Source organism: Thermococcus radiotolerans (assembly GCF_002214565.1).
GTDB lineage: Archaea > Methanobacteriota_B > Thermococci > Thermococcales > Thermococcaceae > Thermococcus > Thermococcus radiotolerans.
In genome coordinates this window covers 1,157,635-1,170,339 of sequence record NZ_CP015106.1, presented here as the reverse complement: position 1 = coordinate 1,170,339, position 12,705 = coordinate 1,157,635, and the positions used below count along the sequence as shown (strand labels likewise).

Annotated in this window: 14 protein-coding genes; 6 read left to right on the top strand and 8 right to left on the bottom strand. The window is 55.9% G+C overall.

Translation table 11 applies throughout. The features are described from left to right. Positions 1-77: 77 nt before the first annotated feature. Both gcvH and A3L10_RS06490 read left to right on the top strand, forming a co-directional pair. The gene (gcvH, locus tag A3L10_RS06495) at positions 78-482 is read left to right on the top strand and encodes a glycine cleavage system protein GcvH (RefSeq protein WP_088866874.1); all 405 of its coding nucleotides are present in this window, start codon (positions 78-80) and stop codon (positions 480-482) included. A gap of 314 nt (positions 483-796) precedes the next feature. Beyond that, positions 797-1,900: an AAA family ATPase gene (locus A3L10_RS06490; protein WP_335755142.1), complete on the top strand. Its 1,104-nt coding sequence runs from the start codon at positions 797-799 to the stop codon at positions 1,898-1,900. Positions 1,901-1,907: 7 nt separating this feature from the next. On the opposite strand, the gene gltA is transcribed toward A3L10_RS06490, so the two are convergent. The 4 genes from gltA to A3L10_RS06470 all read right to left on the bottom strand — a co-directional run bounded on the left by gltA (position 1,908) and on the right by A3L10_RS06470 (position 5,782). Then, the gene (gltA, locus tag A3L10_RS06485) at positions 1,908-3,353 is read right to left on the bottom strand and encodes an NADPH-dependent glutamate synthase (protein ID WP_088866872.1); all 1,446 of its coding nucleotides are present in this window, start codon (positions 3,351-3,353) and stop codon (positions 1,908-1,910) included. Next, the gene (locus tag A3L10_RS06480) at positions 3,353-4,231 is read right to left on the bottom strand and encodes a sulfide/dihydroorotate dehydrogenase-like FAD/NAD-binding protein (RefSeq protein WP_088866871.1); all 879 of its coding nucleotides are present in this window, start codon (positions 4,229-4,231) and stop codon (positions 3,353-3,355) included. Before A3L10_RS06480 ends, gltA begins: the two co-directional genes overlap by 1 nt. A gap of 170 nt (positions 4,232-4,401) precedes the next feature. Beyond that, complete coding sequence (locus A3L10_RS06475; protein WP_088866870.1) at positions 4,402-5,163, bottom strand: tRNA (adenine-N1)-methyltransferase; 762 nt, start codon at positions 5,161-5,163, stop codon at positions 4,402-4,404. Continuing rightward, positions 5,144-5,782, bottom strand: coding sequence for a DUF257 family protein (locus A3L10_RS06470; protein WP_088866869.1), 639 nt, complete (start codon positions 5,780-5,782; stop codon positions 5,144-5,146). Before A3L10_RS06470 ends, A3L10_RS06475 begins: the two co-directional genes overlap by 20 nt. A 58-nt stretch (positions 5,783-5,840) precedes the next feature. Here A3L10_RS06470 and A3L10_RS06465 point away from each other — a divergent pair, with 58 nt between their 5' ends. Next, entirely contained in the window at positions 5,841-6,188 is a 348-nt protein-coding gene (locus A3L10_RS06465; protein WP_088866868.1) for a signal recognition particle protein Srp19, read from the top strand. Here the strand turns inward: A3L10_RS06465 and A3L10_RS06460 are convergent, their stop codons facing one another. Further along, positions 6,189-6,434: an Lrp/AsnC family transcriptional regulator gene (locus A3L10_RS06460; protein ID WP_088180934.1), complete on the bottom strand. Its 246-nt coding sequence runs from the start codon at positions 6,432-6,434 to the stop codon at positions 6,189-6,191. 137 nt (positions 6,435-6,571) lie between these two features. Between A3L10_RS06460 and A3L10_RS06455 the strand changes: the two genes are divergently transcribed. Together A3L10_RS06455 and A3L10_RS06450 are read left to right on the top strand one after the other, a co-directional pair. Further along, complete coding sequence (locus A3L10_RS06455) at positions 6,572-8,752, top strand: ATP-dependent DNA helicase (RefSeq protein ID WP_088866867.1); 2,181 nt, start codon at positions 6,572-6,574, stop codon at positions 8,750-8,752. A 45-nt stretch (positions 8,753-8,797) separates the two neighbouring features. Then, positions 8,798-9,355 (top strand): dephospho-CoA kinase, encoded by a 558-nt coding sequence (locus tag A3L10_RS06450; protein ID WP_088866866.1) that lies wholly within the window; start codon positions 8,798-8,800, stop codon positions 9,353-9,355. Here A3L10_RS06450 and A3L10_RS06445 read toward each other — a convergent pair. Then, positions 9,341-10,150, bottom strand: a complete 810-nt coding sequence (locus A3L10_RS06445) for a ZIP family metal transporter (protein ID WP_088866865.1) — start codon at positions 10,148-10,150, stop codon at positions 9,341-9,343. The two genes, A3L10_RS06450 and A3L10_RS06445, sit on opposite strands and share 15 nt — an antisense overlap. A 71-nt stretch (positions 10,151-10,221) precedes the next feature. Here A3L10_RS06445 and A3L10_RS06440 point away from each other — a divergent pair, with 71 nt between their 5' ends. Further along, positions 10,222-10,635 (top strand): RNA-binding domain-containing protein, encoded by a 414-nt coding sequence (locus A3L10_RS06440; RefSeq protein WP_014013435.1) that lies wholly within the window; start codon positions 10,222-10,224, stop codon positions 10,633-10,635. A gap of 11 nt (positions 10,636-10,646) precedes the next feature. Here A3L10_RS06440 and A3L10_RS06435 read toward each other — a convergent pair whose 3' ends face one another. Together A3L10_RS06435 and A3L10_RS06430 are read right to left on the bottom strand one after the other, a co-directional pair. After that, positions 10,647-11,936 (bottom strand): ABC transporter permease, encoded by a 1,290-nt coding sequence (locus A3L10_RS06435; protein WP_088866864.1) that lies wholly within the window; start codon positions 11,934-11,936, stop codon positions 10,647-10,649. Beyond that, positions 11,933-12,691: an ABC transporter ATP-binding protein gene (locus tag A3L10_RS06430; RefSeq protein WP_088866863.1), complete on the bottom strand. Its 759-nt coding sequence runs from the start codon at positions 12,689-12,691 to the stop codon at positions 11,933-11,935. Before A3L10_RS06430 ends, A3L10_RS06435 begins: the two co-directional genes overlap by 4 nt. Positions 12,692-12,705 lie beyond the last annotated feature (14 nt).

Sequence of the window (12,705 nt, the reverse complement as noted above, 5' to 3'; positions counted from 1 at the left end):
CTCGGAACCCCACCGTGGAGGGCTCGTTATGGAAAGGTTTAAATCTCAGGCGGTTCTAGAGGAAAATGGTGATGCTCATGATTGAGGTTGGGGAATACAAGGTCAAGGAAGGCCTTTACTACACGAAGGACCACGAGTGGGCCCAGGTTCTTGAGGACGGAACCGTTCTCGTCGGAATAAGCGACTACGCCCAGAAGGAGCTCGGCGATTTGGCCTACGTCGAGCTTCCTGAGGTTGGTAAGGAGGTCAACAAGGGCGACGTTCTCTGTGAGCTGGAGAGCGTCAAGGCCGTTTCCGAGGTCTACGCCCCGGTCAGCGGCGAGGTCACTGAGGTCAACGAGGCTTTGGAGGACAGCCCGGAGCTCATCAACGAGGACCCCTACGAGAACTGGATAGCCAAGCTCAAGCCGAGCAACCTCGACGAGGAGCTCAAGGAGCTTATGGACGCCAAGGCGTACGCCGAGTACCTTGAGAGTCTCTGAGCGTTCTGCTCTCGCTTTTCTCTCTATAATGCCCATTTTGGGAGAATAAGGGTTGAGCTCAGTTTCTGACCTTCATCATTTTTGCCGCGTGAAGCGCGGTTTCAGATACCCTAGAGGTCTTCATCGCTCGCTTTTTCTACTCTGGAGAAGGTTAAAAGTCTAGCGGCTCGGCCAGTATGCCCCTCATCACGGTGCTGCGCAAAGCGCAGTTTCAGCCACTCCAGGGCTCGTCATCGCCGGTAATCATCTCTACCTACTCACTGATAAACATCACGAAATCCTTATAACTTCTGCCCCAGTAGTTAACTACTGGGGTGGTAGTTGTGTACTTTGACATCAGACCGAAGAGGAAGCGTGAGGATTTGTACGACAGAGAAGCGGAGCTGAAGGAGTTCGAGAAGTCCATCACCTCCGGGAATCCCCTAACGGTTATCACTGGTATAAGACGGCTTGGAAAGACTTCCCTGCTAGTGGTAGGTCTCAATGAGCTCGCCATTCCCTACGTTCTCGTAGATTTCCGGGGTGTCAACGCCAACTCCCGCATGGATGTTTACAAAAGAATAGAAAGCTCCATCAATGAATTCTTCCGCGAAAACCGTAACCTCTGGGAGGAGATTAAAACCGAGCTCAAAAACATAGCCGGTCTTCGGGTTCTGAGCCTCGGAGTGAGCTTTTCCTGGAAAGAGGAGAAAACCGATCTCATAGCGCTCTTCCGTGAGCTGGAAAAGTACGACGTTGTCCTCGCTTTTGATGAGGTCCAGTACCTCCGCGGGCCGGTCGGGAGCGAGTTTGCCGGCTTAATTGCCCACCTGTACGACTACTCCGACCTCAGAATGGTCATGACGGGTTCAGAGGTGGGCCTGCTTCACGATTACCTCGGTACCGATGACCCCAAGGCTCCCCTCTACGGCAGGTACTTCCATGAGATTTCCCTGGGGAGATTCACACCCGAACAGAGCAGGGATTTCCTCCAGAAAGGCTTTGAGCAGGTTGGATTGATGCCCCAGGATGAACTTATAAGCCTTGCAGTTGAGAGACTCGATGGAATAGTGGGATGGCTGGTTCTCTTCGGCAGAAAAGCCATGGAAAAAGGGCTCTCCGAGAGGCTCATTGACGATGTCTTTGATGAGGCGAAGGCCCTTGCCATGGATGAATTCGAGAACTTTCTCTCAAAGAGACCTGCCGCGAGGAACCGGTACGTCGAGATAATGAGGGCCATCTCCCATGGCAAGAGAACGTGGGAGGAAATAAAAGAACACCTCGAAAGGAAGGAGGGTAAAAGTGTGGCGGACAGTGTACTGGCGAGGCTTCTGAAAGCTCTCGTCGATTCTTCGTTCCTTGAGAAGGTTAAAGAAGGCAGAAACGTCTATTACCACATTCCCGATCCGATACTGGAAGCGTGCTTCAAAGAAAAATAAAAGAGGCTCACGCGTTTCCGTTTTCCCTCTTCTTCGTGAGGTACTCGTGGATAGCCTTTGCGGCCATCCTTCCGTCCCCCATCGCGAGGATAACCGTCGCCTCTCCCCTTATCGCGTCGCCACCGGCGAAGACTCCCGGGATACTGGTCATCAGGTTCTCGTCAACGACTATCCTTCCGCGCTCGACCTTGAGGCCGGGCGTGTTAACGATGAGCCTGTTCGGGTGCTTTCCGATGGCTATGATGGCGGTTTCGGCCTCTATCGTCACGTACTCGCCGGTTCCGACGATCTTTCTCTTGCCCCTGCTGTCCCTCTCGTCCAGGGCCTTCATCTTCTCGAACTTGACGGCCTTCAGGTTGCCCTTGCCGTCCCCGATGAACTCCACTGGGTTGACGAAGAACTCGAACTTTATGCCCTCCTCCTTGGCGTGCTCGACCTCTTCAACCCTGGCGCTGACGTCCTCCGGGCCGCGGCGGTAGGCGATAATGACCTCTGAGCCGAAGCGCCTCGCGCTCCTGGCCGCGTCCATGGCCGTGTTTCCGGCACCGATGACAACAACGCGCTTCCCGACCTTGACGGGGGTATCGTACTCGGGGAACAGGTAGGCCTTCATGAGGTTAACTCTGGTTAGGAACTCGTTGGCCGTGTAGATTCCGTTGAGGTTTATGCCGGGCGCGTTGATGAGCCTCGGGGTTCCGGCGCCAGAGCCTATGAAGACCGCGTCGTACTCCTCCAGAAGCTCCTCGATGGTGACGGTTCTTCCAACTATGTGGTCGGTGAGTATCTTGACTCCAAGCTTCTTGAGCTTGTCAATCTCGCTCTCGACGATGCTCTTGGGCAGCCTGAACTCGGGGATGCCGTACATGAGGACTCCACCGGCCTCGTGAAGGGCCTCGTAGATGGTAACGTCGTAGCCGAGCTTGGCGAGCTCTCCAGCGGCGGTAAGGCCGGCCGGACCGGCGCCGATGATGGCAACCTTCTGGCCCTTCTTCTCTATCCTCGGAATCATCTCGAAGAGGAGTTCCTCGTCTATACCCTTCTCGCGCGCGTAGTCTGCAACAAACCTTTCGAGCTTTCCGATGTTTATCTTGTCACCGACCTTGCCCATGACACAGTTCATCTCACACTGGTCCTCCTGCGGACAGACCCTTCCGGTGGTGGCCGGGAGGGAGTTACATGTCCATATGACGCTGAGGGCCTCCTTAACGGCCTTGTCCGGGTCGTCGCGGTACTCAACGAGTTTGCTTATGAAGCCCGGAATGTCGATGTGAACGGGGCAACCCTTTATACAGGGCGCGTAGTTGTAGGGGCACTGAAGGCAGCGCTCCGCCTCCTTAACGGCAAGCTCGAAGGTGTAACCAAGGTTGACCTCTACGAAGCTCTTTATCCTCTCCTCCGCCGGCCTCTCCGGCGTCGGAACGCGCTCCTTAATGATCTTCCTCTTGACCGCCATTACTGTTCACCCCCCTGGAGGGCCTGCTCTATGAGTTTCATGTACTCCTGCATGGCCCTCTGCTCCATATCCGTGTAGTATCCGCTCCTCGCTATGAGCTCGTCCCAGTGAATCTCGTAGGCGTCGAACTCCGGTCCGTCTATGCATGCGAACTTGACCTCGCCGCCGACGGTGACACGGCAGGCGCCGCACATGCCGGTTCCGTCCACCATTATCGGGTGAAGGTCGGCCTTCATTGGAACTCCGAACTCTTTGACGACCTCGAAAACGGCCTTTTGGTCCCCCGTGGGCCCGACCATGAAGACGAGGTCGTAGCTCTCCTTCTCGAGCATCTCGCGAACCTTCTCCACGAGTCTCTTGGTGACGTTCTTCATGTTGGTTGGGAAGTCGAGGTTCGGGTCTATGGGGACGGTCTCGACCACGTGCCTGCCAACGGCCCTCTCAAGCTCGTCCTTAAGGACTACCATCGGCTCGAAGGTCACGTGGAGCGTGGTTACGTCGTTCCCAAGCTCCTGCCAGGCCTTTGCTATCGGGTAGACCTCAACTATTCCAGTGTAGGCTCCAATAGCGAGTATCTTCCCGAACTTCTCCATCTCGGCCGGGTTCCCGAGCGGGCCTGCGATGTTGAGTATCTCATCGCCCGGCTTTAGCTCGTTGGCCATTCTAGCCGTCGTTTTGCCCCTGGTGAAGACGATGAGAACAATCCAGCCCTCGTCCCTGTCCCACATGACTGGCGTGAGCGGAATCCTCTCGCCGTTCTTGAAAGCCCTGACGATGACGAACTGCCCGGGCTTGACCTTCTTGGCAACGTGGGGTGCGTGAACCTTATACCAGGTGTTTCTCATGGCGATCTCTTTTTTCTCAAGGATTTTATACACGATGAACACCTCCGTGCAGGTGGTCAAATTTGGACATCTAAAGGTTTGCAACCAAAAGTGTTTATAAAGATGTTGCTAACCTTTGGTTCAGCTGGGCGAATAGATTTCGGAATAAGCCGTTCTCCACGAGAAATTTTCAAGAAAAGGCCATATATTCAAGAGGATAAGAATCAGAGCTTCCTGATGAACGTTATGTAGCCGGTGTGCGCCAGCATGGTCGTCTTCGGCCTCATGCACTCCCTCTTGACCTCGTGCTCCCTGACGAGAACCTCAACGACCCTCGGTTTGTAGAAGTGCTCCCTGTACTCCTGGAACGCCTGGAAGAAGCGGTGTACCTGGTTGGTGCACGGTGTGTAGGCGACGAAGTAGCCACCCGGTTTCAGAACCTCAACCGCGTGGGGGAGAACGTTCTCCGGCTGGGGCAGGTCGAGAACTATGTGGTCCGCGCTTTCCTCGTCTATGCCGTCGTAGATGTTCTTGAGCTTTATCGTGACCCTGTCGGCGAAGCCCGCCATCTCGACGTTCTTCTGGGCTATCCTTGCAAAGTCCTCCCTGAGCTCGTAGCTGATGACCCTGCCCTGGGGGCCAACTATGTTCGCGAGAAATATCGTTAAAGCACCGCTTCCAACGCCAGCCTCTATCACGGTGTTCCCCGGGGAAATGCCGGCGTAGGCGATTATTATACCAGCGTCCTTGGGATGGACGATTTGAGGGCCGCGACGCATCTTCGCTATGATGTCGTTGACGTCCGGCTTCAGTATCCTGAACTCCTCGCCCTTGTGGCTGATGACGCTCTCCCCGTAGTCCTTCTCCACCAGCTCACCGAGGTTGATTATACCCAGGTCCGTATGGAACTCCCTGTTAGAGGCCGTCACGAGGTACCTCTTTCCCCTCCTGTCGACCAGAAGAACCCTATCCCCCTCTCGAATCAAAAATCTCACCGCCCTTCTTCACGATAAGTTCCTCGTTGGATACGTGGAATACTATCGAGGCCATCTCCTCCAGCATGGCCAGGTGGGCCTTGCTGAGCACCTCGACATTGAGGAAGTGTATACCGACCCAGTCTTCCATCGGTATCGTGCTTATTCCGGTCATTATGGCCTTCATGGCCTCGTCCCCGCCGAAGTGGACGTAGTGGGAGAGCCCAAAGGTCACGAAGTACTCGGGCTTCGTCGGCGAGTGGGTCATCCTGTTGACGACCATGTGGTAGTTCTTGAGGAAGCTGTGGGAGTCGTAGACGGGAACGACCTCCTCTATGACCTCTCCATAGCTGGCCGAGCCGGGTCCTATCTTGACGACCTTTATCTTCTTTATGAGTTCGATCACGTCGGAGTACTCCTTGCCGGAAATTCTGCGGATGTAGTTCCGGAAGAGCTGGTCGCCGATACCGAAGAAATCCCCTATGACGACGTCTCCCCTCTCTATGAGGGCCGGTATGAGGAATCCCCATGAGAGCTCCTCAAGCGGGTACGTCGGTCGGTACTCGATGAGAACGGTATCGCCCCTCTCGGCCTTTCCGAAGAGGTACTTTTCGAGGACAGAGGTCTCCATAGGACTCACCAAAAGGGTTTTTAACGGCTCCTCTTTTAAACCTTGTTAGGTGGAAGGGATGAAACGGTTTGTGGTGTGGCCCAGCGAACTCGATGCCAGGTTGAGCAGAAGGTACGGCAGGGCCGTTGGAAAGGAATTTGCCGTTGACGGTCCAAGAATCCAGGAGATAGCAGACGCGGCGAGGGCACTGAGTATGAAGATCATCGAAATGGACGAGTCGAAGCTCAACCCCCGCTTGGCGGGCCTGGACGAGGAGTACAGGCTCAGGGGGATGCTCCGTCTCGAGGGCAAGCACCCCAAGGGGAAGAGCCTCAAAATGATAGGCCAGAAGATCAGGGAAATCAGGAAAATCCAGGCTAAAGCCAAGGGCAAGAAGAAGCACAAATCCAGGAAGAAAAAGAGGTGATCACTCCTCTTCTTCCATCTCTACGACTATGGCGGTAGTAGTGTCTATAACTCCGTCGATGTTGTGTATGTCGTGGAGTATCTTTCTGGTGAGCTCGCCGAGGTCCTTGGCCTCGATGTGAACTATCGCATCGTAGGGTCCGGTGACGGCGTCCGCCCTCGTAACGCCCGGTATCTGCTTGAGGGCGTCTATAACGCTTTCAACCTTCCCAATCTCCACAGTCAATAAAACGTACGACCTAACCATTTTCCACCACCGCTGAAAGGCTTTACGCCTTTATTTAGCCCCCCATCTCATTTAAGCTTTTCGTAGGAACCTTTTGGTAGGTTTTCAAGCTGAAACCAAAAACCTATAAAGTGCCCTTCGGAGTTTTCGTGATTGGTATGAGGATTGAGGAACTCCCGGTTGACGAACGCGTGAAAAGGGTCATCATTGAGAGGGGCATAGAGGAGCTTTATCCGCCGCAGGCAAAAGCCCTGAAGAGCGGGGTTCTCGACGGAAAGAACCTAGTCCTCGCCATACCCACCGCGAGCGGAAAGACCCTGGTGAGCGAGATAGTCATGGCCAACAAGCTCCTCCGGGAGGGAGGAAAGGCGGTCTACCTGGTTCCGCTCAAAGCCCTCGCCGAGGAGAAGTACCGGGAGTTCAAGGCCTGGGAGGTTCTAGGCCTTCGCGTCGCTGCAACCACCGGTGACTACGATTCAACCGACGAGTGGCTCGGGAGATACGACATAATCATCGCCACATCCGAGAAGTTTGACTCCCTTTTGAGGCACGGCTCCAACTGGATAAGGGACATCAAGCTGGTCGTTGCCGACGAGGTCCACCTCATAGGCTCCTACGACAGGGGGGCGACGCTGGAGATGATACTCAGCCACATGCTCGACAGGGCCCAGATTCTGGCTCTGAGCGCCACGGTCGGAAACGCCGAGGAGCTGGCGGAGTGGCTCAACGCGGAGCTCGTTGTGAGCGACTGGCGGCCGGTCGAGCTGAAAAAGGGCGTCTTTCACCTTGGGGAGCTAGTCTGGGAGGACGGAAAGCGGGAGCGCTATCCGGAGAACTGGGAGAGCCTAGCGATTGACGCGGTTAAGAGGGGCAAGCAGGCGCTGGTGTTCGTCAACACCCGCCGCTCGGCCGAGAAGGAGGCCGTCTCGCTGTCATCCAAGGTAGCCCGCCTTCTCACGAAGCCTGAAACAAGGCAGCTTAAGGAACTCGCGGATTCCCTCGAGGAGAATCCGACAAACGAGAAGCTCAAAAAGGCCATCAGGGGCGGCGTGGCCTTCCACCATGCCGGCCTGAGCAGAACCGAGAGGACGATGATAGAAGATGCTTTCCGCGAGGGCTTGATTAAGGTAATAACCGCCACCCCAACCCTCAGCGCCGGAATAAACCTCCCCGCGTTCCGCGTCATCATACGGGACACCAAGCGCTACGCCGGCTTCGGCTGGACGGACATACCCGTCCTCGAGATACAGCAGATGATGGGTAGAGCAGGGAGGCCGAAGTACGACAGGGTTGGCGAAGCCATAGTTGTAGCGAGAACCGAAGATCCGAAGAAGCTGATGGAGAAGTACATCCATGGAAAGCCGGAAAAGCTGTTCTCGATGCTCGCCAACGAGCAGGCCTTCAGGAGTCAGGTTCTGGCTTTGATAACGAACTTCGGCGTTTCAAACTTCAGGGAGCTGATAGGCTTCCTCGAGAAGACCTTCTACTTCCACCAGAGGAAGGACACAAGCTCGATAGAGTACAAGGCGAAGGACATAGTCTACTTCCTAATCGAAAACGAGTTCGTGGACATGGACATGAACGACCGCTTCATAGCCCTTCCCTTCGGAAAGCGCACATCTCAGCTCTACATCGACCCGCTGACGGCGAAGAGATTCAAGGACGCCTTCCCGAAGCTTGAGAGAAACCCCAACCCCTTCGGAATCTTCCAGCTGATAGCCTCGACGCCGGACATGGCAACGCTGAACGCCCGGAGGAGGGAGATGGAGGATTACCTCGACCTAGCCTACGAGTTTGAGGAGAAGCTGTACACGAACATCCCCTACTACGAGGACTACCGGTTCCAGACCTTCCTCGGCGAGATAAAGACCGCGAAAATTCTCCTTGACTGGATAAACGAGGTTCCGGAGGCGAGGATATACGAGACATACAGCATAGACCCCGGGGACCTCTACAGAATTCTGGAGCTCGCGGACTGGCTCATGTACTCCCTCATCGAACTCTACAAGCTCTTCGAGCCGGAGAAAGACGTGCTGAACTATCTGAGAGACCTGCACCTCAGGCTGAGGCATGGAGTCAGAGAGGAGCTTCTTGAGCTGGTCAGGCTCCCCAACATCGGAAGGAAGAGGGCGAGGGCGCTCTACAACGCAGGCTTCAGGACTCAGGAGGATATAATGCGCGCCAAGGTGAGGGACCTCCTGGAGGTCGAGGGCATCGGAATGAAGGTGGTTGAGGGACTGTTCCGGCACTTTGGTGTAGAGATGCCGAAGGGTGCTAAAAAGGGCTCCAAAAAGGCAGAAAGGGTACGAAAAGGGACCCTGGACGACTTCCTGAAGTGAGGGTCAAACTTTTAAATCCAGCCCCTTTACTCTGGCGTGGGCACTATGATAATCATCGTGACTGGAATGCCTGGTTCGGGAAAGAGCAGGATCGTCAAGGAGTTCGAGAGGAGAGGCTTTCCAAGCGTTTCTATGGGGGACGTCGTAAGGGAAGAGACGGCAAAGCGCGGTCTGGAGCTGACCAAGGAGAACGTTGCCAAGGTGAGCATCCGCCTGAGGCAGGAGCTTGGTCAGAACGCCGTTGCAAAGCTGACTGTGGAAAAGGTGAGGCGCCTCCTTGAGAGCAGCAGGGTCGTCGTTATAGACGGCGTCCGCTCCCTCGATGAGGTTGGAACCTTCAGGAGCGCTTTCCCGGACGAGGAGATAATAATACTCGCCGTTCACACGCCACCGCACATGCGCTTCGATAGGCTCAAAGCCCGGGGCAGACACGACGATCCGAGAACGTGGGAGGACTTCGAGGAGCGCGACTGGAAGGAGCTGAAGTTCGGCATAGGAAACGTCATCGCGATGGCCGACCACATGATAGTGAACGACTGCAGCAGGGAAGAGTACGAGGAGAGGGTGAGGGAGCTCGTTGACCGGATTCTAGCCGAGCATTGAGTCGAGGAACAGCATCACGTAGAAGCCCAGGAAGAATCCCAGGGTTATCAGCGTGTCGCTGTTTTCTCCCCTGTATATCTCGGGTATCATCTCCTTCACGGTCACGTAGAGCATCGCCCCGCCGGCCAGACCGAGGCCATACGGTAAGAGCCAGGCGAAGAGGGTGAAGAAATACGCCCCGAGGAGTACCATCGCCATCTCCGCGAAGCCGCTCAGCACGCCCATCACTATCGGCCCGAGGCGCTTCTTCTGTATCGTCGCGAGGGGCAGCGAGACGACGGTCCCCTCCGGGAAGTCCTGGATTCCGATGGCTATGGTGGTTACCATACCGACCTCCAGGTTGTAGACGAGGGACGTCCCGACCGCAAGGCCCTCAGGCAGGTTGTGAATTATCACCGCTATGACGAGAAGCCAGACCTTCCTCAGCTTGTCCTTCATGGATTTGGGGCCCTCATAGCCCTTGACGAGGTGTTCGTGGGGGAGAAAGCGGTCTATGGCGTAGATGAGCAGCACTCCAAGGGCTATTCCGATTCCGGCAGGTGAAAAGGAGCCGGTTTCCTCTATTGCGGGCAAGATGAGTGAAGTAAAGCTCGCCACTATCATCACGCCGGCGGCGAAGCTGAGGGCGAAGTCAACGCCCCCCTCGGGGAGGCTCTTGGCGAATATCGCCACCATGGCACCGAGGGAAGTCATGAGTGCTACGAAAAGTCCGGCGTAGAAGGCAACCCACATGATTTCGCCGTTCGAGATGCTCAGTATCCACTCCGCGAGATTGGCCACGAAGTTCTCTAACACTATTAGGCCACCCTAACTATTTGGGCGGTTGGGTTTATAAGCCTTCCCGCGAGCTTCTTCTGGGTGAGAATATGGAGCTCTTTGAGGAAGTTGAGGTCGAGGCTTACGTTTATCCGACCGAGGACATCGAGAAGGTCAAGAGGGCCATGCTGAACCTGGTTCATGACCTGGAGTTCGAGGCGTTCGATAGGGGTGATTACGTCATTCTGACCGGCAAAACGAGGAGCAGAAAGGCCCTTAGCAGGCTCTACGAGCTCTTCCGGGGGCAGGCTATACTGGACACCGCGCGCTCGTTCCTTGAGGAGGGCTACTTCGGTGAGGAGATAATCATCCGGGTCAACAAGCAGGCGGCCTACGCAGGCGTCGTCAACTTCAACGAGGAGTCACCGCTGGGCCCGATAACGATAATCATCAGAACCAGGGATCCAGGGAAGCTCATGAAGTGGCTCGCGCCGAGGACCAAGGACGGTGTGCCGATAGAGTAAAAAAGGAAAGCTCACTCGGCCGCTTTTTTCTTCTTCCTTCTGCCCCAGCTGACCTGTGCCGTGAGGATTCTCTCCGTTGAGAACAGCCATGCCGTGGCGTAGAGTATGACGACCGCCACCACCGTCAGGTAGGCCATGCTTATCGCTATCGGCGTGTAGCTGCTGAGGAGGACGTAGCGGTAGTCCACCACCGGATGGGTGAAGGGTATCGCGAGCAGGACGTACTTGACGACCGCTGGAAGGTCGTTGATGTCGGTGTACATCAGCAGGAAAGCCGGGAACGCCAGGGGCAGGATAACCGCGCTGACGAGGGTCGTCGCGCTCTGGACGTCTTCGGCGAAGGTTGCCACTATCATGGCCAGACTGAGGGCGATTATTATCGTCAGGAACACCACGACCGCGAACATCAGCGCCCCCGTGGGGGTGACGACCAGACCCAGGTCTTCGAGGCTCACCCCGCTCGAACCCAGCCCGAAGGAGCTCATGTAGTAGCGCATGCCTATCATGTACGCTATCGCGGCAACGAGACCCATCATGGCCGTTCCGAATATCTTCGCCGCGACTATCTTCGTCCTCGCCACGGGCAGGGTCAGGAGCGTCTCGAGGGTCTTGTTCTCCTTCTCGCTCGCTATGGCTCCGGCGGCCATCTGAGAGGTTATCATAACCATCATGAAGACGATGAGCGGTATCGTGAAGGCCTGGGCCGCTATAACGCTCGAAACCGCGGTTGGAGATACCTCCACGACGTTGTTGTTTATGACGGACTTGCTCTCGGTCCTTATCGGCTGCAGTATGGCATCGGGGTTGCTGGCGCCGAGGTTCTTCACCTTTATCCTGGCTATCTCGTCGCTGAGTATCCCGAGGACGGCGTTTATCCTGCCCTCGCTGACGCTCTCCTTTATGCCGGTGCTTATCGTCGTGAAGATGCCGTATATCTCGACGGTGGCGGTCTCGTTGGCCTGGAGCTTGGCCGTGAAGTCTGGGGGAATGACCACGAGAACGTTCTGTTCCTGCTGGATGGCCTGTTGAATGGCCTCGTCAAGCGTCGTCGCGTTCACCACGGTTACCGTGACGTTGGGGGCAACCTCCAGGGCCTTTATCAGCAGATTTCCGTAGGCACCCTCGTCGAAGTTGACTATCGTAACCTGTGTCTCCCCCTGGGCCTGCTCCATGCCGATGTTCACGGCCTTTCCCATGACGGGAAGCAGTATCAGCGGGACGACCACGAGGCCAAAGACGAGCTTCTTGTCCCTGAAGAGGTTCCACAGCTCCTTCTTGGCCATCACCCAGAAGTCGCTCATCCACCTTCACCTCCTATTGGCTCGCTGATGTCCGCCCCCACTGCTCTCATGAAGACCTCCTCGAGGTTCTCTGCGTCGTACTTCTCCTTCAGCTCCTTCGGAGTTCCCACCTCTACTATCTGCCCCTTGTTTATCAGGGCGACCCGGTGGCAGAGGAACTCGACCTCGAGCATGTTGTGGCTCGAGAGCAGGAACGTGACTCCTTCGGTCCTTGAAAAGCGTCTTATCATCTGCCTTATCGCGTATGCGTTGACTATGTCCAGTCCGCTCGCCGGTTCGTCCAGTATTGCCAGCTTCGGCTGCACCATGAGCGCCCTCGCTATGAGGAGCTTCCTCGTCATTCCCTTGGAGTACGTCGACACCTTGTCGTGCAGCCTCTCTCCCAGGCCGCTGAGCTCAATGCCCAGCTCGAGCATCTCCCTTGCCTTCTCCTCGTCCTTGGCGTAGAGCCGTGCCATGAACTGGAGGTATTCGTAGCCTGTGAGGTTCTTGTAGGCGCCTGCCTCCTCGGGAAGGTAGCTGATAATCTCCCTGACTTTGTCGGCCTCCTTCACCACATCGTGGCCGTCTATCTTCGCGCTTCCTCCCGTCGGCTTGAGGAGCGTCGAGAGTATTTTTAGCGTGGTGCTCTTTCCGGCACCGTTGGGCCCGATGAGCCCAAAGATTTCACCCTCGTTGATTGAGAAGCTTATCCCCTTGAGGGCCTTTACCTTTCCGTAGTCCTTCTCTAGGTTCAGAACTTCAACCATGGGCATCTCCAGCCCTCCCA